Source organism: Candidatus Accumulibacter meliphilus (assembly GCF_036625345.1).
GTDB lineage: Bacteria > Pseudomonadota > Gammaproteobacteria > Burkholderiales > Rhodocyclaceae > Accumulibacter > Accumulibacter meliphilus.
Genome location: NZ_JAZKTZ010000008.1, coordinates 24,621 through 49,687, shown reverse-complemented (window position 1 = coordinate 49,687; position 25,067 = coordinate 24,621). Strand labels below are relative to the sequence as shown.

22 protein-coding genes and 1 tRNA gene are annotated in these 25,067 nt (G+C 60.4%); 4 read left to right on the top strand and 19 right to left on the bottom strand.

Translation table 11 applies throughout. From position 1 onward, the window contains the following. The first annotated feature begins 60 nt into the window (after positions 1-60). A complete protein-coding gene (locus V5B40_RS16765; protein WP_332355552.1) occupies positions 61-759 on the top strand; it encodes a YceH family protein in 699 nt (232 codons plus the stop codon). An 18-nt stretch (positions 760-777) separates the two neighbouring features. Here V5B40_RS16765 and V5B40_RS16760 read toward each other — a convergent pair whose 3' ends face one another. From V5B40_RS16760 to secG, 19 genes are all read right to left on the bottom strand, one after another. Continuing rightward, on the bottom strand, positions 778-1,935 hold the full coding sequence (locus tag V5B40_RS16760) for a response regulator (protein ID WP_332355551.1): 1,158 nt from the start codon (positions 1,933-1,935) through the stop codon (positions 778-780). Between the two features lie 18 nt (positions 1,936-1,953). Next, a complete protein-coding gene (locus tag V5B40_RS16755) occupies positions 1,954-5,139 on the bottom strand; it encodes an ATP-binding protein (RefSeq protein WP_332355550.1) in 3,186 nt (1,061 codons plus the stop codon). Between the two features lie 134 nt (positions 5,140-5,273). Next, a complete protein-coding gene (locus V5B40_RS16750) occupies positions 5,274-5,834 on the bottom strand; it encodes an NUDIX hydrolase (RefSeq protein WP_332355549.1) in 561 nt (186 codons plus the stop codon). Between the two features lie 61 nt (positions 5,835-5,895). Further along, entirely contained in the window at positions 5,896-7,368 is a 1,473-nt protein-coding gene (gene nuoN / locus V5B40_RS16745) for an NADH-quinone oxidoreductase subunit NuoN (protein ID WP_332355785.1), read from the bottom strand. A gap of 27 nt (positions 7,369-7,395) precedes the next feature. Beyond that, positions 7,396-8,880 (bottom strand): NADH-quinone oxidoreductase subunit M, encoded by a 1,485-nt coding sequence (locus tag V5B40_RS16740; protein ID WP_332355548.1) that lies wholly within the window; start codon positions 8,878-8,880, stop codon positions 7,396-7,398. Positions 8,881-8,903: 23 nt separating this feature from the next. Then, complete coding sequence (gene nuoL, locus V5B40_RS16735) at positions 8,904-10,973, bottom strand: NADH-quinone oxidoreductase subunit L (RefSeq protein WP_332355547.1); 2,070 nt, start codon at positions 10,971-10,973, stop codon at positions 8,904-8,906. A gap of 2 nt (positions 10,974-10,975) precedes the next feature. Next, a complete protein-coding gene (nuoK, locus tag V5B40_RS16730) occupies positions 10,976-11,281 on the bottom strand; it encodes an NADH-quinone oxidoreductase subunit NuoK (RefSeq protein WP_042335334.1) in 306 nt (101 codons plus the stop codon). Positions 11,282-11,373: 92 nt separating this feature from the next. Beyond that, positions 11,374-11,976, bottom strand: a complete 603-nt coding sequence (locus tag V5B40_RS16725) for an NADH-quinone oxidoreductase subunit J (protein ID WP_332355546.1) — start codon at positions 11,974-11,976, stop codon at positions 11,374-11,376. A 12-nt stretch (positions 11,977-11,988) separates the two neighbouring features. Continuing rightward, on the bottom strand, positions 11,989-12,477 hold the full coding sequence (gene nuoI / locus V5B40_RS16720) for an NADH-quinone oxidoreductase subunit NuoI (protein ID WP_291996928.1): 489 nt from the start codon (positions 12,475-12,477) through the stop codon (positions 11,989-11,991). Between the two features lie 10 nt (positions 12,478-12,487). Beyond that, entirely contained in the window at positions 12,488-13,540 is a 1,053-nt protein-coding gene (nuoH, locus tag V5B40_RS16715; protein WP_332355545.1) for an NADH-quinone oxidoreductase subunit NuoH, read from the bottom strand. Next, a complete protein-coding gene (gene nuoG / locus V5B40_RS16710) occupies positions 13,537-15,873 on the bottom strand; it encodes an NADH-quinone oxidoreductase subunit NuoG (protein ID WP_332355544.1) in 2,337 nt (778 codons plus the stop codon). The genes nuoH and nuoG overlap by 4 nt, the downstream gene beginning before the upstream one ends. Positions 15,874-15,884: 11 nt before the next feature. Continuing rightward, positions 15,885-17,186 carry an NADH-quinone oxidoreductase subunit NuoF gene (gene nuoF, locus V5B40_RS16705; RefSeq protein WP_332355783.1) on the bottom strand — a complete coding sequence of 434 codons (1,302 nt, stop codon included), beginning with the start codon at positions 17,184-17,186 and terminating at the stop codon, positions 15,885-15,887. Between the two features lie 26 nt (positions 17,187-17,212). Further along, a complete protein-coding gene (nuoE, locus tag V5B40_RS16700; protein ID WP_332355543.1) occupies positions 17,213-17,686 on the bottom strand; it encodes an NADH-quinone oxidoreductase subunit NuoE in 474 nt (157 codons plus the stop codon). Next, positions 17,686-18,939 (bottom strand): NADH-quinone oxidoreductase subunit D, encoded by a 1,254-nt coding sequence (locus V5B40_RS16695; protein ID WP_332355542.1) that lies wholly within the window; start codon positions 18,937-18,939, stop codon positions 17,686-17,688. Before V5B40_RS16695 ends, nuoE begins: the two co-directional genes overlap by 1 nt. After that, positions 18,932-19,537: an NADH-quinone oxidoreductase subunit C gene (locus V5B40_RS16690; protein WP_332355541.1), complete on the bottom strand. Its 606-nt coding sequence runs from the start codon at positions 19,535-19,537 to the stop codon at positions 18,932-18,934. The genes V5B40_RS16695 and V5B40_RS16690 overlap by 8 nt, the downstream gene beginning before the upstream one ends. A 23-nt stretch (positions 19,538-19,560) precedes the next feature. Further along, positions 19,561-20,037, bottom strand: coding sequence for a NuoB/complex I 20 kDa subunit family protein (locus V5B40_RS16685; protein ID WP_211203576.1), 477 nt, complete (start codon positions 20,035-20,037; stop codon positions 19,561-19,563). A 3-nt stretch (positions 20,038-20,040) separates the two neighbouring features. Beyond that, positions 20,041-20,415, bottom strand: coding sequence for an NADH-quinone oxidoreductase subunit A (locus tag V5B40_RS16680; protein ID WP_332355540.1), 375 nt, complete (start codon positions 20,413-20,415; stop codon positions 20,041-20,043). 60 nt (positions 20,416-20,475) lie between these two features. Beyond that, positions 20,476-20,560: transfer RNA gene (locus V5B40_RS16675), tRNA-Leu, on the bottom strand. Positions 20,561-20,635: 75 nt separating this feature from the next. Then, positions 20,636-21,007 (bottom strand): preprotein translocase subunit SecG, encoded by a 372-nt coding sequence (gene secG, locus V5B40_RS16670; protein WP_332355539.1) that lies wholly within the window; start codon positions 21,005-21,007, stop codon positions 20,636-20,638. Between the two features lie 360 nt (positions 21,008-21,367). Between secG and V5B40_RS16665 the strand changes: the two genes are divergently transcribed. From V5B40_RS16665 to V5B40_RS16655, 3 genes are all read left to right on the top strand, one after another. Beyond that, positions 21,368-22,111 carry a fused MFS/spermidine synthase gene (locus V5B40_RS16665; protein ID WP_332355538.1) on the top strand — a complete coding sequence of 248 codons (744 nt, stop codon included), beginning with the start codon at positions 21,368-21,370 and terminating at the stop codon, positions 22,109-22,111. A gap of 107 nt (positions 22,112-22,218) precedes the next feature. After that, positions 22,219-24,555 (top strand): ABC transporter ATP-binding protein, encoded by a 2,337-nt coding sequence (locus V5B40_RS16660; RefSeq protein ID WP_332355537.1) that lies wholly within the window; start codon positions 22,219-22,221, stop codon positions 24,553-24,555. After that, positions 24,552-25,025: a DUF1854 domain-containing protein gene (locus V5B40_RS16655; protein WP_332355536.1), complete on the top strand. Its 474-nt coding sequence runs from the start codon at positions 24,552-24,554 to the stop codon at positions 25,023-25,025. The genes V5B40_RS16660 and V5B40_RS16655 overlap by 4 nt, the downstream gene beginning before the upstream one ends. Positions 25,026-25,067: the final 42 nt, after the last annotated feature.

The window sequence follows — 25,067 nt, the reverse complement described above, 5'->3', positions numbered from 1 at the left end:
GACCAAGTTCACTGCCCTGGCGCAGCCTAGCCTGCCGATCGACCGAGAATGGAGCGAAGCATGACCCTAGCGTCCGCCCCCCCGCAAGAGCTGAGCTTTCTCGAATCGCGCATCCTCGGAGTGTTGATCGAAAAGGAAAAGACAACACCAGACGCCTATCCGCTGACGCTGAACAGCTTGAGTGCCGGCTGCAACCAGAAAACCGCGCGCGAGCCGGTGATCCACGCCAGCGATAGCGAACTGCAAACAACGCTCGAAGAACTGCGCAGCCGTCTGTTGGTACTTGAAACTTACGGCGCCTCGGGCCGCGTACTCCGTTATGCACAGAATTTTGCCAAGGTGTACGGCGTGCCGGCGGCCGGTGTCGCCTTGCTGGCGATGCTCATGCTGCGCGGCGCGCAAACGGTCAGTGAGTTGCGTGCCAACTGCGAACGCTTGTATCGCTTCGACGATGCCTCGTCGGTTGAAGCGTATCTCGAGGAATTGACGGCGCGCAGCGGCGGCGCAATGGTCATTAAACTCCCCAAACAGCCGGGTTCTCGGGAGCATCGCTGGGTGCACCTGCTCTGCGGAGCGCCGGAGCCTCTCCAGTCGGGTGAAGCGCAGGCCACGGCCAGCGGCGGCGCGAACGCGGAACTTGCAGAGCGCGTGGCGCGCCTGGAAAGCGAGGTCCTTGAACTGCGGGCGGCCGTCCAGGCGCTCGCTGGCGAGAAACAGGCGCCGCTCGCTGTTTCGGAAGCGACAGCGGCGGAGCGCTAGGGAGCGCTGCAGGCTCGCTCAAGCCTGGTCGGCGACGGCCTGCGCAAGAAACTCGATTTTCTTCTGGAAGTCGCCGTCAGAGTCCGGATAGAGCTGCGCAATTTCACGAAACTCGTCCTGAATCTCGATAAAGGCGTCGACCATGTCCGGGTCGAAATGGCTACCACGCCCCTCGACGATGATTTGCGCTGCCTTCTCATGCGATAGCCGCGCCTTATAGACGCGCCGACTGATCAGCGCGTCATAAACGTCGGCGACCGCCATCAGCCGAGCCGAGACCGGAATGCTGTCACCCACCAGCGCTTCCGGATAGCCACTGCCGTCCCATTTTTCCTGATGACAGAAGGCGATTTCCTTGGCGATGGTCAGGAACTCGACCCGTGTCCCCAGCCAGTCTTCGGCGAGCTGAATGGCATCCCTGCCAAGCAGGGTGTGATTCTTCATGATTTCAAGCTCATGCGGCTCGTAACGACCTGGCTTCAAGAGGATGCGGTCGGGGATGCCGACTTTGCCAATATCGTGCAAGGGCGCGGATTTGAACAGCGTCTTGATATTCTGCTCGGTGAGGAAGCCCGAGAAACGCGGATGCGTCCGCAACTTTTCTGCCAGTGCCTTGACGTAACGCTGCGTACGCAGGATGTGCTTGCCGGTTTCGGCATCGCGGGTTTCCGCCAGCGACGCCAGCGCCAGAATGGTCACGTCCTGAACCGCCTCGAGTTCGCGCGTCCGCCGCTCCACCTCGGCGGTCAGGAAGTCATTCCGGTCACGAAGAAAGTCGGAACTGGCCTTCAGTGTCAGCTGAGTCGCCACACGGGCGAGCAGAATCGGAGGGCTGATCGGCTTGGTAATATAGTCGGCAGCGCCGAGTGCCAGCCCCTTCCGCTCGTCCTCGGCTTCCGATCGGGCGGTCAGGAAGAGGACCGGAATGTGGCAGGTCCTGGGGTCGGCCTTCAGGCGTCGACAGACCTCGTAACCGTCGATATCCGGCATCATCACATCCAGCAGGATCAGATCAGGAGGCGTCACCGATGTCGCGATCCGGAGTCCCTTGTCGCCGTGGTTGGCAACTTTCACCCTGTAGGTGTTCTTGAGCAACGCCGACATCAGCGCCAGATTGTCTGGCGTGTCGTCGACCACCAGGATGGTGGCTTTGTCGTTGAAGTGCAGTGCGTCCATATCGATCACCCGTTTTGGTCAAACTGCAATCCCGGCAGCAGCGGCGGCGGTGCGCAGCGCTGCCAGCCCCGCTTCATAGTCGTAAGCGCGTACCGCCAGTTCAATCGCCCGATAGTTGCCGCCAAAAGCTGCGCGCAGCCTTGCCGCCTCGGCAGCCAGGAAGTCGCCTGCTTCCGAGTCGCTGTCGATCAGCAAAGCCGAGAGCTTGCCACAGACCTGCTGCAAGCGCACCTGGTCAACCCTGGCCGCCTCGAACAATGGTGAGGCAAGCAGGTCCTGGGACGCCTCGGCCTCGCCACTCGGCAGGCGTAACTCCTCTCCCGGCGCAGCCACGGCAGCTTGCGGCGCGTGAGCGGAAGGGCGCAGCCGTGCGGTGAACCAGAAGGTCGAGCCCTTGCCGTACTCGCTGCTGACGCCAACTTCGCCCCCCATCAGTTCGGCAAGTTTTTTGGAAATCGCCAGACCGAGACCGGTACCGCCAAAACGGCGGGTGGTCGAGGTATCGGCCTGCGAAAAACTTTCAAACAGTCGCGATATCTGCTCACCGGTCAAGCCGATGCCGGTGTCTCTGACGGCAAAATGGAGAAGCAGGCTTTGCGCATCGCTGTCACGGACGCTGACCCGGATCTCCACCTCGCCCTGCTCCGTGAACTTGACCGCGTTGTTGGTGTAGTTGATCAGAATCTGCCCCAGACGCAAGGAGTCGCCGACGAGTCGTGGCGGCAGCGAAGGATCGAGGGAAATAAGTACTTGCAGTCCTTTGCGCTTGCTCTTGGCCCGCATCAGGTCGAGTGTCTGCTCAAGAACGTCTTCGAGCGCAAACTCGGCCTGCTCGATCATCAACTTGCCTGCCTCGATCTTGGAAAAATCGAGAATGTCGTCGACGATGGCCAGCAGATGCTGCCCCGAGTCACGGATTTTTTTTGCATAGTCGCGCTGGCATGAGCTCAGCTCGGTCTCGGCGAGCAGATGCGACATGCCGATGATGGCGTTCATCGGAGTGCGAATTTCATGACTCATGTTGGCCAGAAAACCCGTTTTCATGCGTAGCGTATCCTCGGCCAACTCCTGCGAGCGCTGCATCGCGTCGGCAGCCTCACGTTCCTTGCTCACGTCTTCGAAGGTCCACACCGTTCCCTGCCCCAGCGACGCGGCGTCGACTGCCCGTCCGCTGACCCGACACCAGAAGCGCGCGCCGTCCTGGCGCTGCAGTTCGATCACCCGCACCAGGATCTCGCCAGGCGTCAAGCCGCTGTTGAAGCCTCCGTCGGCAAGCGGGTAGGCGCCTTCCGGAACACAAAGCGTCGCCTGCTTGCCAATGAGATCCTCGGCGGTGCAAGCGAGCAATTCACCCAGGCGGCGATTGACGTTGACAAAAACGCACTTCTTGATGAATGCGATCCCGAGGCTGGCGGTTTCGAGAATCGCCGTCTGCTCGTCGTGTGCCTGCCGAAGGCGCACTTCCGCGGCGCGGCGCTCGGTAACGTCGCGAAAAACGATGACCGTACCGACGAGAACATCGGCCTTGTGGAACGGCGTCGTAGCGTACTCGACAGCCAAGGGCGTGCCATCCTTGCGCCACAGGACTTCGTTGTCGACCTGGCGCGTCTGTCCATCCTGCGCGGTCAGATGCATCGCACAGCAGGCGTAGGGAAAATCACGACCATCGGCGTAGGCGTAGTGCGCCAACTCGTGGAAGGGCTGGCGGAAAATCTCTGCCGCGGTGTAGCCGAGCAGGCGGAGGACCGCCGGATTGGCGAAAATCAGCAGGCCATCACGGTCGAGGCCGAGAATGCCATCACTCACCGAGCCCAGGATCAGGCGGCTGTGCTCCTCCATCGCCGCCAGCTCGGCGGCCTGTTTTTCCAACTGTTCGGCCTGTTGCTGCGTCGCCTCGAGCAGTCGCTCGGTACGCGTGTTGCGTTCGATGATCTCGAGATTCATGGCCACGATCGGCAGCAAGCCATCGAGGACCGCTCGCTCATCGTCGCTGAAAGGACGCAATGAAGCCAGTTCGATGACCGCCAGCGATCGCTCGGCGCGCATCACGGGCGCCAACAGAATGGCCTTGGCGGCGGCCTCACCCAGCCCGGAGCGAATGCGCACATAGCCCTCGGGCGGGTCGCTGATCACCCGCAAGCGGCCGTCGCGCGCGCACTGTCCGACCAGCCCTTCACCAAACGCGATGATGGCCAGCTCGGAGCGCCGGTCGACGCCGTAAGTGGCGATCATTTTCAGGGTCTGGCGCTTCTCGGTGACGATGAAGAAAGCGCCTTGCGCAGCACCCAGCAAGGGCATCAGGCCGGCCATCAGCTTCTCACCGAGATCGGTGAAGCTCGCGGCCTGTCGCAGCTCTCTCGAAACAGTCGAGATATTGGTCCTGATCCAGCGCTGTGCCGCCATCCCTTGATAGGCACTCTTCAGGGTCGCGACATTCCGCCCGATCTCGCCGATTTCGCTGTCCTGTTCCTGGCAGGGAATGACCTGCTCGAGCCTGCCCTGCGAAAGGCTGGCGATGCTCTCACTCAGGCGCTGTAGCGGCCGCACAAGCGAGCGGACCAGGAAGGCGGCGGCCAGCAACAACAGCGCCGCGCAGACGACCATAAGAGAGATCGCCCGCTGCCGCCGCTCGCCGTGCTGGACATCGCTGGCGAGGGCCTGCAGGCGCTGGATTTCGGCCGACGCTGCTTCGCCAATCCGTTCGAGCTGTTGGCTCAGTAGCAGGGCAGGATTCCCGGACGTCGATGCCAGGCTGCGCCGCCCGGCACTCTGCACTACACCGCTTTGCAGCGCCTCGCTGCCACGAGCATGGTGGCTGATCAGCGCCCGATAGAGGACTTCGGCCTGCGCAAGCTCTTGCTGATCGCCCTCATGCAGGGTGCGCAGCTGCTGCAAGCTTTCGAGAAAGCGCGCGTCAGCGGCGGCCAGCTGCTGTTCGAGTGCCGTTCGCCGGCCACCCTTTTCTCCACCGATCAGGTCGCGCAGTAGCAGCTGCATGGAGAGCAGTTGATAGCGCAGCTCCTTGACCATAGCCAGCGCGGCGTGCGCCTGCCGATAGGACTGGCTGGTGGGCTCTTCAAGACGCTGCCCGCCGGCAAAGAGCGACGCCCCGACGGCGAGCAGCGCAAGAAGCGCCACGGCAGTAAAGCCGTAGACGCGTCGCGCAACGGTCAGACGCTCAAGATAGGCCGTGAAACTCTGCAAGGGAGATCCGACTAGCTGTCATAGGGGTCACGAGACGCCAATTCTACTTTTTCGGAAGTCATTCAAGCACGATACGGAAGCTGAGCGCGGGCGAAACTCGCAGCGCGAACGAGAGGCCCTTGAATTGGCACAGCTCACCAGCCGGCGAGAATGGCCTTCTCCGCCCAGAACAGGCCGGTGATGGTCTTGGCGTCGGTGATCTCACCGCACTTTATGGCCGCCAGGACGTCTTCAAGAGACAGGCTCAGGACATCCATGAACTCCCCGCTGTCCAGGTTCTGCTCGGCTTCACGGCGTACGCCGCGCGCCAGGAAGATCTCGATACGCTCGTCCGAATAGCCCACACAAGGATGCATTACGCCAAGATGGCGCCAATCGGCAGCGCTATACCCCGTTTCCTCACGCAGTTCCCGCGTGGCGGTGTCGAGGATGGCCTCGCCGGGATCGATTTTTCCGGCCGGCAACTCGAGAAAAGCGCGGCGCAAGGGATAACGGTGCTGGCGAACGAGAAGCAACTGACCATTGTCCAGCTGCGCGATGACCGCCACCGCACCCTGGTGGCGTACGTATTCGCGTTGACACTCTTCTCCGTCCGGCAGGCGCACACGGTCAAGGCGGACGTCGAGCAGGCGGCCACGAAAGACCTGCGTGCTCTCAAGTTGCTCCTCGTGCAGGTGTGGGTAATCGGTTTTCATTTCTGGACTCCCAATGAAAACGCCCCGGCTGGCGGGGCGTTCCGGTCGAGCTACGCCGTGGTCACAGCGAGCGCAGAAGAGCGAACGCACAAAGAGACATCAGCGCTTGCGGGAAAATTCCCAGCAAGGCTACCGCCAGACCGTTGGCCGACATCAGAATCTTCATGTCCAGCGGTGCATGGATCGGCGTGGTGTTGGTCGGCTGGTCGAAGTACATGATCTTGACGATGCGCAGGTAGTAGAAACAACCAATCAGCGAGAACAACACGGCAACGACCGCCAGCCACAGGTTGCCACTGGCAACGACCGCCTGCAGGACCGAGAACTTGGCGAAGAAGCCGACAAAGAAAGGGATCCCGGCCATCGAGAACATCATCATCATCATTACCGCCGCAAACCATGGACTCCGCTTGTTGAGCCCTTTGAAGTCCTGGATCTGGTCCGATTCGAGGCCGCCACGCGCGAGCAGGAGAATCATGCCGAAAGTTCCGGCGCTGGTCAGTACATAGGTAATGACATAGAACATCGACGAGCTGTAGGCATTCAGTGCAAAGCGCGCGTCGCCACCGACGACGCCAGAGACCAGCCCAAGGAGCATGAAGCCCATGTGCGAAATAGCCGAATAGGCGAGCATGCGCTTGAGATTAGTCTGCGCAATGGCGGCGATGTTACCGACGGCCATGGACAGCACCGCCAGCAGAATCAACATCGTCTGCCAGTCCTGCGCCAGGACGATCAGGCCGTTGACCAGCATGCGCATGACGATCGCAAACGCGGCGAGCTTCGGAGCGCTGGCAATGAATAAGGCAACCGCTGTCGGGGCGCCGTGATAAACGTCTGGAATCCACATGTGGAAGGGAACCACACCGAGCTTGAAAGCGATGCCAGAGACCAGGAAAACAAGTCCGAAAACGAGAATCGGCTTGTTGGCCTGCCCTGTGTACAGGCGTTCAGCAACCGCGGTGATCTCCAGCGTGCCGGTGGCGCCATAGATCATCGACATGCCGTAGAGCAGCAGGCCGGAAGCCAGGGCCCCGAGCACGAAGTACTTCATTGCCGCCTCGGTGGCCGGCACCGAATCACGATTCATCGCCACCAGCGCATAGAGCGACAGCGAAAGCAGTTCGAGACCGATATAAACGGTCAGGAAGTGGTTCGCCGAAATCATCACCATCATGCCGAGAGTGGCGAACAGCGCCAGTACGTAGTACTCGCTTCTGGCCATCTGCTCGCGCTCGAGAATGTAATCGCGCGAATAGAACAGGACGATGATCACCGTCAGGTAAACCAGTAGCTTCAGCAGGTCACCCATCAGGTCGCCGACATACATGTTGCTGAAGGTGTAGCCGATCTCGCCGGTACTGGTCGCAAAAGTGACCACTGCCGCGCCGACCAGCGTCAGCTGAGTAGCAACGAAGATAACCGTCCGCTTGCGGTCCTTGACGAAGAGATCAACGATCAGGATCACGCAAGCCATCAACAACATGAAGATCTCCGCGCTCGCGAGGCGAAGATCGGGGACCTGGAACTGCATATCGGCAAGAGTCATAGCGGCTACCAATTATTGGATCTTGCTGAGAGCGATGTGACGCAGTAGCTCATTGACCGAGCTGTGCATGACTTCAGTAAAGGGCTGCGGATAGAGACCCATGCCTAGCGCGCCAGCAGCGAACAACACGAAAATGAGGAACTCCCGACGATTGATGTCGGTAAGCTCGGCGACATGGTGGTTGGCGACCGCCCCAAAGACCACGCGCTTGTACATCCACAAGGTATAGGCGGCGCCAACAATCATCGTCGTGGCCGCAGCGAAGGCCACCCAGAAGTTGTAGTCCACCGCCGCCAGGATGATCATGAATTCGCCGACGAAACCGGAAGTGGCCGGCAGGCCCGCGTTGGCCATTGCGAAGAGCATAAAGAAGGCGGCGAACTTGGGCATCGAATTGACCACACCGCCGTAGTCGGCAATCTGCCGCGAGTGCATACGATCGTACATCACGCCGATCGAGAAGAACATCGCCCCGGAGACGAAGCCGTGCGAGATCATTTGTACCAGCGCCCCTTCGATACCGAGGGCATTGAACATGAAGAAGCCGAGGGTAACGAAGCCCATGTGCGCAATCGACGAATAGGCCACCAGCTTCTTCATGTCTTCCTGGACCAGGGCGACAAAACCGATGTAGATAATCGCGATCAGCGACAGGGTGATGAGCAGCCAGGACAGCTCGTGCGAGGCATCGGGGGCGATCGGCAGCGAGAAACGCAGGAAGCCGTAGGCACCCAGCTTCAGGGCGATGGCTGCCAGGACGATCGATCCTCCCGTCGGCGCTTCGACGTGCGCGTCCGGCAACCATGTATGCACCGGCCACATCGGCACCTTGACTGCAAAGGCGACCAGGAAGGCAAGGAAAAGCCAGGTTTGCGCGGTCAGAGCGAGCGGCAACTTGTGCCAGTCGAGAATCGAAAAGCTGCCGCCTGACTCGACAAACAGATAGAGCAGCGCAAGCAGGAAGAGCAGCGAGCCCATGAGGGTAAACAGGAAGAACTTGAACGCCGCATAGACCCGGTTGGAACCGCCCCAGATGCCGATGATCAGGTACAGGGGAATCAAGGAGGCTTCGAAGAAGACGTAGAACAGCACGCCATCCAGCGACGAAAAAATTCCGTTCAACAGGCCGGACATGATCAGGAAGCCCGCGTTGTACTGCGCAACCCGGCTATTGATGACCTGCCAGCCGGCAAGAATCACGGTCACCGTGATGAAGCTGTTGAGCAGCACGAAGAGCATCGAGATGCCATCGACGCCGAGGTGATAATTGACGTTGAAACGCGGAATCCAGCTGTGCAGCTCGACGAACTGCATAGCCGGCGTGTTCAGGTCAAAGCCCGTGTAGAGCGGAATAGTCACCAGCAGGCCGGCGATTGCCCCCAACAGGGCGAGCATCCGGGCGAGAGGTGCATTGCGATCGGCGCCGGTCGCCAGGACTACGAAACCGGCAAGGATCGGTACCCAGATGGCAAGCGAGAGAAGCGGCGTGGCTAACATATCGTTCCCAGTCTTTGTCTAGCTCAAGCGCGCGTGACCCAAAGGGTCATCAAGACGAACACGCCGATAATCATCGTAAAAGCGTAGTGGTAAATATGGCCGCTCTGGAAGAAGCGTGCCAGGGTTGCGAACCAGCTGACCAGGCGCACGGCACCGTTGACAACCATTCCGTCGATCATGCCGACATCGCCACCCTTCCACAGCCCGCGGCCGAGCAAACGCGCACCACCGGCAAAGACCACTTCGTTGAACTTGTCGAAATAGTACTTGTTGTCGAGCAGCGTATACACCCCGCCAAAGCGGGCCTTGATGGCGACCGGAATATCCGGACGCTTCATGTACAGGTACCAGGCGGCGACAACACCGAGCAGCGCGAGCCAGAAAACGGCCGTAGTCACCGCGTGTGTGGCCATGGCGAAAGCGCCGTGGAAGTGATGAGCAAGCTCTTCCATCACCGGATGCGCTTCGCTATCGACGAAAATCGAGCCCTTGAAGAAGTCGCCGAACAACATCGGCTCGATGGTGATGAAGCCGATGATGGCCGAGGGGATCGCCAGCAGAATCAGCGGCAGGGTCACCACCCAGGGCGTCTCGTGCGGCTTCTGCCCTGGAGCCAGGCCATGGTGTTCTTCGCCATGGGCGTCATCGTGCGCCTCGTCGTGATGGTCATCAGCAGCGTGAGCACCAGCCTTGACGTGCACCACCTGCTCATGATGCGCCGCCTTACCGAAGCGCTCTTCCCCGTGGAAGACCAGGAAGTACATGCGGAACGCGTAGAGAGCGGTGACGAAGACACTGGCCATCACCGCAAAGTAGGCGAAGCCCGAACCGGGGATGTTCGATAGCGCTACCGCCTCGATGATCGAGTCCTTGGAGTAGAAACCAGAGAAGAAAGGCGTTCCGATCAGCGCCAACGAGCCGACCAGGGAGGTGATCCAGGTAATTGGCATGTACTTGCGCAGGCCGCCCATGTTGCGGATGTCCTGGTCGTGGTGCATGCCGATAATCACCGAACCCGCGGCCAGGAACAGCAAGGCCTTGAAGAAAGCGTGCGTCATCAGGTGAAAAATTGCCACCGAGTAGGCCGAAGCACCCAGCGCCACGGTCATGTAACCCAGCTGCGACAGCGTCGAGTAGGCGACGACGCGCTTGATATCGTTCTGGATGACGCCGAGAAAGCCCATGAACAGCGCCGTGATCGCGCCGATGATGATAACGAAGGACAGCGCAGTGTCCGACAACTCGAACAGCGGTGACATGCGCGCGACCATGAAGATGCCCGCAGTGACCATCGTCGCCGCGTGGATCAGCGCCGAGATCGGCGTCGGACCTTCCATCGAATCGGGCAGCCAGACATGCAGCGGCACCTGTGCCGACTTGCCCATGGCACCGATGAATAGCAGGATGCAAATCGCGGACATCAGCGCCACCTCACTGCCGGCGCCGAACAGCGGGATCGTCGTCGCCGCAAGCGCGGACGACTTGGCGAAGACAGCCGCATAGTCCAGAGTACCGAAGTGGCTAAGTACCAGGCCAATACCGAGGATGAAGCCGAAGTCACCAACGCGGTTGACCAGGAAGGCTTTCATGTTCGCGAAAATAGCCGTTGGTCGGGTATACCAGAAACCGATCAGCAGATAGGAGACCAGGCCGACGGCTTCCCAACCAAAGAACAGCTGCATGAAGTTGTTGCTCATCACGAGCATCAGCATCGAGAAGGTAAACAGCGAAATGTAGCTGAAGAAGCGGTTGTAGCCAGGATCATCCTGCATGTAGCCGATGGTGTAGATATGCACCATCAGCGATACAAAGGTAACCACCAGCATCATGGTGACCGTCAGCTGATCGATCAGGAAACCGACCTCGAAGTGATACTCACCGGAGGTCAGCCAGCGGTAAACCGGGCCGTTGAAGGTGTTGCCGGCCTGCACATCCTTGAAGATCATATAGGAAGCGATGAAGGCGATCGCCACACCGGCGATGGTCACCGTGTGCGCCACCCAGCGCGGGATCACCCGACAGAAGAGGCCGGCAATGATGGCGCCAAAAAGTGGCGCCAGCGGAACCAGGAGGTAGAGCTTTTGCATTTCCATGTTCAACCCTTCAGGCTGTCCAGATCATCCACATGGATGGTCTTCAGGTTGCGGAACAGCACCACCAGAATCGCCAGCCCGATCGCCGCCTCGGCGGCAGCAACAGTCAGGATGAAGAAGACGAAAACCTGCCCGGCAAGGTCCTGCATGAAGTGCGAGAAAGCGATGAAGTTCATGTTCACCGCCAGCAGCATCAACTCGATCGACATCAGGATGATGATCAGATTTTTTCGGTTGAGAAAGATGCCGACGACGCTGATCGCGAACATGATCGCGCCCAGGATCAAAAAATGCGACAGTGTAAGCAAGATGCCTCCCTGATTCCTTCTGCTCGGGGCGGCAAGTGGCTGCCGCCCGCTCTTATTCTCAGTCTTGTTTCAGCTCTGCGCCGACGGCGCGGTCAATCTCGCTTTTCGGCGGGCATCTGCAGCACGCGAACCCGGTCCGCGGCCTTGACAAACACCTGCTGCGCCGGGTTGACCGACTTGTTCTTGCGCTTGCCGCGCTGCGTCAGGGCCACCGCGGCGACAATCCCGACGAGCAGGATGACCGATGCCAGCTCGAAGGGATAGACGTACTCGGTGAAGATCAAACGGCCAACCGCCTTGACGTTGCTCACTTCGGCGGTCGCCTGCGGCACGCCGCTTTCAAACAGGCCGAAGTAGTTGCCACCGAGGACCAGGGCCATTTCGGTGACCATCAGCAAGGCAATGATCGAGCCCAGGGGCAAGTAGCTCCAGAAGCCTTCGCGCAAACGATCGAGGTTGATGTCCAGCATCATGACCACAAAAAGGAAGAGCACCATCACCGCCCCGACGTAAATCAGGATCAGCGCGATAGCCAGGAACTCGGCCTGCAGCAGCATCCAGACACCGGCCGCCGAAAAGAAGGCAAGGACAAGAAACAGCGCTGCATGCACCGGATTGCGCGAGGTGATCACGCGCAGGCCGGCAAACACCAGGATCGCCGAGAAAAAGTAGAAAACGAAGGTCTTGAATTCCATCGCGTAGGCCTGTTAGCGGTATTTCGAGTCGAGTTCGCGGTCAGCGGCGATTTGCTCTTCGTAACGGTCACCATTGGCCAGCAACATTGCCTTGGTGTAGTAGAGGTCGCCGCGCGTTTCCCCGTGATACTCGAAAATCCGCGTCTCAACGATGGCGTCAACCGGACAGGCCTCTTCACAGAAACCACAGAAAATACACTTGGTCAGATCAATGTCGTAGCGCGTCGTACGCCGTGAATCGTCTTCGCGCTGGTCGGATTCAATGGTGATCGCCAGCGCCGGGCAAACCGCTTCGCACAACTTGCAGGCGATACAACGCTCCTCGCCATTGGGATAGCGACGTAGCGCATGCAGGCCACGGAAGCGGAAGCTTTGCGGCGTTTTTTCTTCCGGATACTGAACAGTGATCTTGCGGGCAAACATGTAACGCCCGGTCACCGACATGCCCTTGAACAACTCCCTGAGCAGGAGGCTGTTGAAAATTTCCTTCATCGAACCCATGACTAGCCTCTCACTTCCAGATGTTCAGCGGCGACATCATCCAGCAACCGACCACGACCAACCAGATCAGGCACAGCGGAATGAAAACCTTCCAGCCCAGGCGCATGATCTGATCGTAGCGATAGCGAGGGAAAGTGGCGCGAATCCAGAGGAAGAAAAACAACACTGCGGCGATTTTCAGGAACAGCCACAACAGGCCGTCGGGCAGGAAGCCGACCGGCGACAACCAGCCGCCCAGAAAGAGCAGCGAGGTGAGCGTCGACACCAGGATCATGTTCGCGTATTCGGCCAGGAAGAAGACCGCAAACGCCATTCCCGAGTACTCGCAGTGAAAACCGACGATCTCCGATTCACCTTCGGCCATATCGAATGGCGCACGGTTGGTTTCGGCGACGATCGACACCAGATAGACGACAAACATCGGCAGTAGCGGCAGCCAGTTCCACGACAGGAAGCCGACGCCGTGGTCGGCAAAAATCCCCCGCCCCTGACTACTCACGATGTCGCCGAGGTTCAGGCTATTGGAAACCATCAGCACGACGACCAGCGCCAGTCCCATCGAAATTTCGTAGGAAATCATCTGCGCTGCCGAGCGCATGCCGCCAAGAAAAGCGTACTTCGAATTGGAGGCCCAGCCGGCCAGGATGATCCCGTAGATGCCGATCGAGCTGATGGCCATGACGTAGAGCAGACTGGCATTGACGTTGGCCAGGACCAGGGTGTCGTTGAACGGCACCACCGCCCAGGCCGCCAGTGCCGGCGCGAAGGCGAACATCGGGGCAATCACAAAAACACTCTTGTCCGAACCGGTCGGAACAACGACCTCCTTCAGGAACAGCTTCAAGCCATCGGCAATCGGCTGGATCAGCCCCCAGGGGCCGACCCGGTTGGGGCCGATGCGAACCTGCATCCAGCCGATGACCTTTCTTTCCCAGAAGGTCAGGTAGGCAACGCCGAGCAGCAGCGGCGCGATGATCAGAACGATCTTGAGCAGCGTCCACACCAATGGAAAAACCGAGCCAAACAGACCTTGCAGCAGTTCCCGCAGCGCATCAAGCATCATGCACGCTCCACGTTGATCGCACCGAACATCTCACCCAGCGCAGCGGTCGAAACATGCGCCGCGGCCACCCGAACACAGCCCGCCGGCACCGTTGGGTCGGCCTTGGCGGTCAGCACGACTTCGCCGCTCCCCTGCCGGACCCGTACCGAAACGCCATCATTGAGGGAAAGGGCCTGCAGCGTTTCGGCGCATATCCGAGCGCTCGGCGGCAGCGCGTCGTGGGTCTTTTGAAGTCCAGCCGCGCGACGGGCGAGCGGGTCAGCCGAATAGATCGGCACCTCGGCCACGCGTTGCAGGCCACCAGGAATGCTGATCAAGGACCAGGCAACGCAGGGAACCGCAGTGACCTTGTTGTCCAGGCCATCGACAAAGTCTTCGCCCGCGGCGATGACTTCATCGCGCACTTCTTCGCTCGATTCGTAGTCGAAGCCCGCTACCGCCAGCAGATTGCCGAGAACGCGCAAGACTTTCCAGCCCGGGCGGGCGTCTCCCAAAGGACGGACGACACCGTTGAAACTCTGCACACGACCTTCGCTGTTGACGAATGTCCCCGAAGTCTCGGTATACGGGGTAATCGGCAGCAGAACGTCGGCGTACTCGCTGCAAGCGCCATCAGCGAAAGGCGTCAGCATCACCACCAGGGCAGCCTGCTTGAGTGCCGCCAGCGCCTGTTGCGGATCGTGGCAGTCGAGCTCCGGCTCAATGCCGTGCAGCAGGTAGGCCTGGCGCGGCTGAGCGAACATTTCGTGAGCATTCAGTACCGTCGGCAAGGCTTTGGCGACGTAGCCGCCGACACTGTTGGCCGCCTCGCCAATAAAACCGCAACTGGCGCCGGTAAGCCGCGACAGTTCGCAGGCCAGCGCATGCAGCTGCGCTGCGTGCGGATGCTGTTCAGCAACATTGCCCAGGAAAATCGCACCCTTCTCGCCTTCGACCAGACTGGCGGCGATGGCCTGACTGGTCGTACATGGGGCGACGGACTCGAGCCCTTCCGGAACCGCTTCGTTCTTCAACTGCGCAGCCGCCTTGACGATCCTGGCCAATGCCGAAGGCAAGTCCGCTGGGCTGACGGTCAGCTGCGCATGCAAGTTGATCAAAGGATCGTCGGCGCTCACCGACAGCAGGCTGACTTTGCCCCATTTCTTGCCGACCTGACGCAGACGCTGGGCGAACAGCGGATGGTCCTTGCGCAGGAAGCTACCGACCACCAGGACCGCATCCAAATCCTTGATCTCGGCAAGACGCAGCCCCAACCAGGGCGTACCGCCAAGTTTGCCGTCGGCGCTAAAATCACGCCGACGAGGACGAAAATCGACGCTCCCGGAGCCCATACCGCGAGTCAGCTTCTGAAGCAGATAGAGCTCTTCCAGAGTGGCATGCGGCGACGCCAGAGAGGCCACCGACTCACCACCGTTGCTGCGGGTAATGTCCTTCAGCGCATGCGAGACATAGTCCAGCGCCGTCTTCCACTCGACTTCGCGGAGCGCACCATCGACGCGAATCATCGGCCGCGTCAGCCGCGCCGGCGAATTGAGCGCCTCGTAGGAGAAGCGCTCCTTGTCCGAGATCCAGCACTCATTGACCTCTTCGTTCTCACGCGGCAGAACACGCATCACGACATTGTTCTTGATCTGCACGGTCAGGTTGGCACCGATACTGTCGTGCGGGCTGACCGACTTGCGACGTGACAACTCCCAGCTGCGCGCCGAATAGCGGAAGGGCTTCGAAGTCAGCGCACCGACCGGACAGAGGTCGATCATGTTACCCGACAGCTCGGAATCGATCGAGCGGCCGACGAAAGTCATGATCTCGGCGTGCATGTTGCGATTGGCCATGCCGAGTTCCATGACGCCAGCGATTTCCTGGCCGAAGCGAACGCAGCGCGTGCAGTGAATGCAGCGTGCCATTTCCTGCATCGAAATCAGGGGGCCGACGTCCTTGTGGAAAACAACCCGCTTGGCTTCCTGAAAACGGGAAGCACTGCCGCCGTAACCCACCGCCAGATCCTGCAACTGGCACTCGCCGCCCTGATCACAGATAGGGCAATCGAGCGGGTGATTGATCAGCAGGAACTCCATCACGCCTTTCTGGGCAGTCACCGCCAGCTCGGAATGCGTGAACACTTTCATGCCGTTGGTCACCGGCGTTGCACAGGCCGGCAGCGGCTTGGGCGCTTTCTCGACCTGTACCAGGCACATCCGGCAGTTGGCCGCGATCGACAGCTTCTTGTGATAGCAGAAATGCGGGATATAGGCGCCCAACTGCTGTGCAGCGTCCATGATGGTGCTGCCATCAGGCACCTGCGCTATCTTGCCGTCGATTTCGATTTCCATCGTCTGGTACCTTAAGCCGTTGCCGTGAAGAAGCCGCTGCCGGCGCGCTGGACATCAACGGGCACGAGGCACTTCTTGTGTTCGATGTGGTACGCGAACTCGTCGTGATAATGCTTGATGAAGCTCTGTACCGGCATGGACGCAGCATCGCCGAGCGCGCAGATGGTGCGACCCATGATGTTGGTAGTGACACTGGACAGCAGGTCCAGGTCGTCGGCACGCCCACGCCCGGTCTCGATGCGGTTCACGACCCGGTACAGCCAGTTGGTTCCTTCGCGACAGGGGGTGCACTGCCCGCAGGATTCTTCGTAGTAAAAGAAGGAAAGGCGCTCCAGCGCTTTCACCATGCAGGTCGTTTCGTCCATTACGATGACCGCGCCCGAGCCGAGCATCGAGCCGGCCTTGCTGATCGAATCGTAATCCATCGTGCATTCCATCATCGCCGGCCCGGGCACTACTGGCGACGAGGAACCGCCGGGGATACACCCCTTCAACTGCCGACCGCCGCGCATTCCACCGGCCATCTCGAGCAGGGTCGCGAAAGGCGTTCCGAGCGGGATTTCGTAGTTGCCGGGCCGCTTGACGTGACCCGAAATCGAGAACAGTTTTGTGCCCCCGTTGTTCGCCTTGCCGGCATCGAGATAGGCCTCGCCACCGAGAGTGATGATGTACGGGATCGAGGCAAAGGTCTCGGTGTTGTTGATCGTGGTCGGCTTGCCATAAAGGCCGAAGGAAGCCGGGAAAGGCGGCTTGAAGCGAGGCTGGCCCTTCTTCCCTTCGATCGACTCGAGCAGCGCGGTTTCCTCGCCGCAGATGTAGGCGCCGTAACCGTGATGCGCAAAGAGCTCGAAGTTGAAGCCGGAACCAAGCAGATTGCTGCCCAGGAAGCCCGCCGCTCGCGCTTCGTCGAGCGCCTCCTCGAAGCGCTCGTAGATCTCCCAGACTTCGCCGTGAATATAGTTGTAACCACGCGCAGCGCCCATCGCGAAAGCAGCAATGGCCATCCCTTCGATCACCGAATGCGGGTTGTAACGCAGGATGTCGCGATCCTTGAAAGTACCCGGCTCGCCTTCGTCCGAATTGCAGACCACGTATTTGTCACCGGGAAACGAGCGGGGCATGAAACTCCACTTGAGACCGGTCGGGAAGCCAGCACCGCCACGACCGCGCAAGACCGATTTCTTGACCTCGTTGATGACGAATTCCTGCGTCTGTTTCTCTTCGAGAATACGCCGCAGCGCCGAGTAACCGCCACGCTTGACGTAGTCGGCCAGACGCCAGGCCTTGTCACCATCCAGGCCGAGGCTCAACATCGGGTTGATTGCACCGAGAATGGCCATTACTTCAGCTCCGCCAGCAGTTGGTCGATTTGCTCGGGATTCATCCAGCTGCACATCCGACGATTGTTGACGATCATCACCGGTGCATCGCCGCAAGCGCCCATACACTCGCCTTCCTTGAGCGTGATCAGGCCATCCGGCGTCGTTTCGTTATAGCCGATGCCAAGCTTGTTCTTGAGATACTCGCCGGCATCGACACCGCCGCTGAGCATGCACGGCAAATTGGTGCACACTGACAGCTTGTACTTGCCGACAGGCTTGAGGTCGTACATGTTGTAGAAAGTCGCCACCTCGTAGGCAGCCACCGGCGCCATGCCGAGATAGTTGGCAACGCACTCGATCGCTTCACTGGACAACCAGCCCTGCTGCTCCTGGGCAATCGCCAGGGCGGCCATGACCGCCGATTGCTTCTGGACCACCGGATACTTGGCGATTTCGCGGTCAATTCTCTTAAGGGATTCTGAAGTCAACATCAGCGGTCAATCTCGCCAAAAACAACGTCTTGCGAACCAATAATGGTGACCACATCGGCCAGCATGTGACCACGCGCCATCTCGTCCATTGCCGACAGGTGCACGTAGCCCGGAGCACGTATCTTCAAGCGGTAAGGCTTGTTCGCCCCGTCAGAAATAATGTAGATACCGAACTCCCCCTTGGGATGCTCGACCGCCGAATAGGCCTCACCTTCCGGCACGTGCATGCCTTCGGTACACAGCTTGAAGTGATGAATCAGCTCTTCCATGTTCGACTTCATGGCTTCGCGATCGGGTGGCGCAACCTTGTGGTTGTCGGACATCACCGGGCCCGGGTTCTGCCGCAGCCAGTCGATACACTGCTTGAGGATGCGATTCGACTGCCGCATCTCTTCCATGCGCACCAGGTAGCGATCGTAGGAATCACCGGTCTTGCCAATCGGAATGTCGAACTCGACCCGGTCATAGACTTCGTAAGGCTGCTTCTTGCGCAAATCCCAGGCAATACCCGAGCCACGCAGCATCGGACCGGTAAAGCCACGCTGCAGCGCACGCTCGGGGGTGACGATGGCCACATCGACCAGGCGTTGCTTCCAGATCCGGTTATCGGTGAGCAGCGTCTCGTACTCATCGAGCAATTTCGGAAAACGGCCGGCGAAATCGTCAAGAAAATCGAGCAGAGAACCACTGCGCGCCTCGTTGAAGGGCTTGATCTGCGCGGCGCTCTTCCACTTCGACTCCTGGTATTGCGACATGCGATCGGGCAGGTCGCGGTAGACGCCGCCCGGACGGTAGTAGGCCGCGTGCATGCGCGCACCGGAAACCGCTTCGTAGGCATCAACCAGGTCTTCGCGCTCACGGAAGGCGTAAAGCACCATGGTCATCGCGCCGACGTCAAGACCATGACAGCCGACCCACAGGAGGTGATTGAGGATGCGCGTGATTTCGTCGAACATCACCCGGATGTACTGCGCCCGGATCGGCACCTCAACCTGCAGGAGGCGTTCGACAGCCATGCAATAAGCATGCTCGTTGCACATCATCGACATGTAGTCGAGACGGTCCATGTACGGCACCGTCTGAATCCAGGTCTTCGTTTCAGCAAGCTTTTCGGTCGCCCGGTGGAGCAGACCGATATGCGGATCGGCACGCATGACGACTTCGCCGTCAAGCTCCAGAACCATCCGCAGCACGCCGTGCGCAGCCGGGTGCTGTGGCCCGAAGTTGAGAGTGAAGTTGCGCAGTTCAGGCATTTTCGGCGTTCCCGTAGGTCGCTTCACGAACGATCCGCGGCGTTATCTCGCGCGGCTCGATGGTCACCGGTTGATAGATCACGCGCTGCTGCTCGGGGTCGTAGCGCATTTCGACGTAACCGGAAATCGGAAAATCCTTGCGGAACGGATGGCCGATAAAGCCGTAGTCGGTGAGAATCCTGCGCAGGTCGTCGTGCCCTGGAAAAACGATGCCGAAGAGGTCGAAAGCTTCGCGCTCGAACCAGTTGACGCTGTTCCAGATCGAAGTCACCGAAGGCAAGGACGGAAAATCGTCATCAGGCGCAAAACAGCGTACGCGCAGGCGCCAATTCTTGGCGACCGACAACAGGTGACTGACTGCCGCGAAGCGGCGACCCTCGCGCGGCTCATTGCCATACGTCGAGTAGTCAACACCGCACAGATCGATCAGCTCTTCAAAAGCGAGATCAGGCTCGTCGCGCAATGACAGCATGACGGAGAAGTAGTCGGCGGCCTCCACCTCGAGAGTCACCTCGCCGAACGCCAACTTCAGGGACTTCACTCGATCACCGAGACACTGCTGCAGGTTCTGGCTAAGCGCTTCCAACTTGGCGGACATGACTCACTCTCAATTGGTTGTGTTCAGCGGGCGATGGTACTGGTCCGACGAATCTTGTTCTGCAACTGTATCAGACCATAAATCAGCGCCTCGGCCGTCGGCGGACAGCCCGGAACATAGATATCGACGGGAACGATGCGGTCACAACCACGCACCACCGAGTAGGCGTAATGATAGTAACCACCGCCATTGGCGCAGGAACCCATCGAAATCACCCAGCGCGGCTCGGCCATCTGGTCGTAAACCTTGCGCATTGCCGGCGCCATCTTGTTGGTCAGAGTCCCGGCGACAACCATCACATCAGACTGCCGGGGGCTGGGACGAAAGACAATGCCGAAACGGTCCAGGTCGTAGCGCGAACAGCCGGCATGAATCATCTCGATGGCGCAGCAGGCAAGCCCAAAGCTCATGGGCCACATCGAACCGGTACGCACGTAGTTGATCAGCTTGTCGGCCGTCGTGGTGACGAAGCCTTCCTGCAGAATGCCGTCAATTCCCATCGCTCACTCCCAGTCCAGCGCGCCCTTGGCCCAGGCATACACGTAGCCAACGACCAGAATGGCGATGAAAATCAGCATCTCGATGAAACCAAACCACTTTACCGAATCGGTCTCGACAATCTCTTTGAAGATCGTCGCCCACGGCAGGAGGAAAGCGACCTCGAGATCGAAAAGAATAAAGATGATGGCAATCAGGTAGTAGCGCACATCAAACTTCATGCGCGCATCTTCGAAAGCCTCGAAGCCGCATTCGTACGGGGAGAGCTTTGCGCTGTCGGGACGATGCGGAGCGACCATCATCCCCATCACCACCGGCATGAGGCCGAAGGCCACACCAATCAGTATGAAGACAAGTACCGGGAAATAGCCTTCCAGCATGATCCGCCCCACTAGCGCTTCGATTCAGACTTACAGCCACCCATTTTGGATGACCATTCCTGGTGCCGACGATGAGACTCGAACTCATACGACCGAAGTCACTACCCCCTCAAGATAGCGTGTATACCAATTTCACCACGTCGGCATTACTACACTCAGCAGGCGAGAACTTCGAGGAATACACGCATACAACTTCTCTCGCCGCCGCTTTCAAACCCGATTACCGGGGAATATCCTTCGCCTTCGAGTCAGGATTTGCTGGCACCTGACCCTGCTCAACAGCACCGGATGGTGGCGCTGGAACAGGCGCAGATCTTACCGCATCCTCCATCACACTGCCAGTCGTTTTTGGTGCGCTCGATGCCAGATACGCCAGCGACAAGCTGGTCACAAAGAAGACCGTGGCCAGCACCGCGGTGGCGCGACTAAGGAAATTGGCGGAACCGGTCGCGCCAAAAAGGCTGCCGGAAGAGCCACTGCCAAAAGCAGCCCCCATGTCAGCGCCCTTGCCGTGCTGCACCAGGACGAGACCAATCACGCTCACCGCTGCCAGGAGGTGCACCGCCAGAACCACAGAAAAAAGATATTCCATATAACCTCTTCGTCTACCTGTCGCACGGCCGCGCCAAGGCCAGAAAAACTTTGCTAGTATACCGAGTTCGGGCGGCAGGGGTCAATTGACGATCACCGCATTGACGAGATCACTGACCGTCACGCGGCACGAACCAGGAAAACCCGGCAAGAATGATCCTGACTGGCAAACCACTCCCGTGCAGCGAAAAAACAAGAACCGCATGTCCTCCCATCCGACAGCCGGCAGCGATGGTCGACAAGGCCGCCATAACACCCCGTGCACCCCACCAGTAGAAGCGCCTTTGCGGAGCGCATTCGCGGGCTGCTGGGGGTGCTGGCGTGGCACTTTCCCTGGCAGCGAGAGCGCAGGACCGCAAATTTGATCGACGTCAGCGAGAAGGCCGGCGTGCGCTACCTCCACTTCTCGTCGGACTGGGTGCAGGGGGCGATGCGCCTGCAGCGCCCAAACGCGCTTGAGCTTCCCTATACCCGCGAGATGATGGCCGGACTATTGCTCCGCGAGCCGCCATGGCCACGCGAAGCCTTGCTGATCGGGCTGGGGGCCGGATCGCTGGCCAAGTTCATCTACCACCAGTTGCCAGAAACGAAAATCACCGCCGTCGAAATCGATCCTCAGGTCGAAGTCGTCGCCCGACTGCACTTCAAACTCCCCGACGATCCCCGACGCCTGCGGGTGCTGATCGCCGACGGCGCCGCACACATGCTCGCCGGCGACAGCCACTATGACTACATTCTGGTCGACGGCTTCGACAAGAAGGCTCGCGCCGGCGTCCTCGACACCCTGCCCTTCTACCAGGCCTGCCGTTCGCGCCTGAGCGATAGCGGGCTGCTAGCGGTCAACCTGCTCGGCCGCGAACGCGGCTTCCAGGCCAGCAGCCAGCGCATCGCCGACGCCTTCGACGGTCGCGCGCTGGTCTTTCCGTCGTGCGACAGCGGCAACGCCATCGCCTATGCCGCCGCCGGCGACCCGGTCGACAGCAGTTTCGACGAACTGATCAGGCGTGCCCATCAATGCCAGGCCGCGACCGGGCTCAATCTGCTGCCGACCATCGCCCGCCTGCAAGTCGCACGCCGCCAGCAAGGTGATCGCCTGACGATCTGATCACCGCTTTCGCCACCCCGTCAGCAAGGGCTCGGCAGAGCGCTGAAGACGAGTATACTTGCCGCCTCCAGACGCCTCCGGCAGCCTTGTTTGCAAAGCACTTACCGATGACCTCCGCACCCACCTCCGCACCCACCTCCCAGGGCGCCGCCTACGTTGCGCCTGCCGAAGCCGCAGCGTCGCCGCTGCCGCTTGCATGGTCGGCAAGTGTGCAAGCGCAAATGGTCGCCGACGAGCAGGTGCTGGCGTGGCTGGAAATCGACCTGGACGCCAGCCTGCGCTTCGCAGCCGGCCTGATCCTGGTCAGCAACACACGCCTGCTGGCAATGTCGTCCGGCGACGAGAGTGTACGCAGCTGGTCTTACCAGGCCGGCCTCAGTCTGTCGCGCAGCGACCATGCCGGAGTCGGCACTCTCGAACTGTGCGCGACCGAGGCACGCCTGGCGCACTGGCGCTACACGCTCGCTGCCGACGTCGCAGCCGGACGGCTGATCGACCACTTTGCGCGGCAATTGCATTTCCACGTCAGCGGCAGCCTGCCGGCAGCAGCGACGCAGAGACTGTGCCCAAGCTGCGAAACGCCCCTCCTCGCCGGCCAGGAACAGTGCCCCGTGTGCAGCAAGGAGATTCACCAAGCGCCTTCGACCTGGACACTGCTGCGCCTCGGGCGCTTCGCCAGGCCCTACCGCGGGCAGCTGCTCGCCGGCTTCCTGCTCTCGCTGTTGGGCACCGCGGCAACCCTGGTACCCCCCTACCTGACCATGCCGCTGATGGACAAGGTGCTGATCCCCTACCAGAACGGCCAGATGATCGATCCCGGCCTGGTCGGGCTCTATCTCTCCGGCCTGCTCGGCGCCGCACTGCTCGCCTGGACCCTCGGCTGGGCGCGCACCTACATCCTGGCACTGGTCTCCGAGCGCATCGGTGCCGACCTCCGTACGGCCACCTACGAGCACTTGTTGACGCTCTCGCAGGAGTACTTCGGCGGCAAGCGAACCGGCGACCTGATGGCCCGCATAGGTTCGGAGACTGACCGCATCAACATCTTTCTGTCGCTGCACCTGCTCGATTTCGCCACCGATGTGCTGATGATCGTGATGACCACCATCATCCTGATGTCGATCGACATCAAGCTGGCGCTGGTGACCCTCTTGCCGCTACCGATCATTGCCTGGCTGATCCACATCGTGCGCGAGCGGCTGCGCACCGGCTTCGAGCGCGTGGACCGGGTGTGGGCGGAAGTGACCAACGTGCTCGCCGACACCATTCCCGGTATTCGCGTGGTCAAGGCTTTTGCCCAGGAAGCACGGGAAACCAGCCGTTTCCGCACCGCCAACGCGCACAATCTCGAGGTCAATAACCGCGTCAACAAAGTCTGGTCGCTGTTTTCGCCAACCGTCACCCTGCTCACCGAGATCGGCCTGTTGATCGTCTGGGCGTTCGGCATCTGGCAGATTGCCAAGGACCACATCAGCGTCGGCGTGCTGACCGCGTTTCTGGCCTACATCAGCCGCTTCTACCTGCGCCTCGACTCGATGAGCCGCATCGTCTCGGTGACCCAGAAAGCCGCCGCTGGCGCCAAGCGCATCTTCGATATCCTCGATCACGTCTCCAGCGTTCCCGAGCCGGCCACTCCGGTGCACCTGCCGAAAGTCACCGGCCGCATCGAACTGCGCGGCGTCGGCTTCCGCTACGGAACGCGCAGCGTCACCCGCGACATCAGTATCGCCATCGCCCCCGGCGAAATGGTCGGCCTGGTCGGTCACAGCGGTTCCGGCAAGAGCACACTGGTCAACCTGATCTGCCGTTTCTATGACGTCAGTGAAGGCGCCATCCTGATCGATGGTGTCGACATCCGCTCCTTGCCGGTGGCCGAGTACCGCAAACATATCGGCCTGGTGCTGCAGGAACCCTTCCTCTTCTTCGGCACCATTGCCGAGAACATCGCCTACGGAAAACCCGCGGCGACGCGTGCCGAGGTCGTCGCCGCTGCCCGCGCCGCGCACGCGCACGAGTTCATCCTGCGCCTGGCGCACGGCTACGACTCGCTGGTCGGCGAACGCGGCCAGGCACTCTCGGGCGGCGAGCGCCAGCGCATCTCGATCGCCCGGGCGCTGCTAATCGACCCACCGATCCTGATCCTCGACGAAGCCACGTCGTCGGTCGACACGAGCACCGAAAAAGAAATCCAGAAAGCCCTCGACAACCTGGTTCGCGGCCGCACGACGATTGCCATCGCGCACCGCCTGTCCACCCTGCGCGATGCCGATCGCCTGGTCGTTCTCGACCGCGGCAGTGTCGTCGAAGTCGGCAGCCACGAGCAGCTGATGGCTTGCGAGGGTCACTACTATCGCCTCTACCAGGCGCAGGCACGCAACGTCGACGATGAAGACCGCCTGCCCAGCATCGATCTCGCACGCGCCGCCGAAGGAGAACGCCAATGATCCCCGCGCCCGACTATCGCTTGCAGCGCAACCCTTTCGGACGACTCGAGTTGACCACTGCCGACGGAGAGACGCACGTCGGCGTGGCGCCTGTTCGCGCCTTCCCGATCAGCGCTCCGGACGACGGCATCGGCCTGGTCGACCCGCATGGCCACGAACTGGCGTGGATCGAACGCCTGAGCGAACTGCCGGACGAGCTGCGTACCCTGGTCGAAAACGAACTCGCCGGCCGTGAATTCATTCCCGAGATCAAGCGCCTGATCAGCGTTTCGAGCTTTGCCACGCCGAGTACCTGGCAGGTCGAAACCGATCGCGGCACGACCCGTTTCGTCCTCAAGGGCGAAGAAGACATCCGCCGCCTCGACGCTCCGGCCTTGCTGATCGCCGACAGTCATGGCATTCACTTCCTGATCCGCGACCGCTACGCGCTCGACGCGCATAGCCGGCGGCTTCTGGACCGCTTCCTGTGAGCCTGGCGACGGCCATGGCCGCGTCCAGCCCTCGGCCCGGTC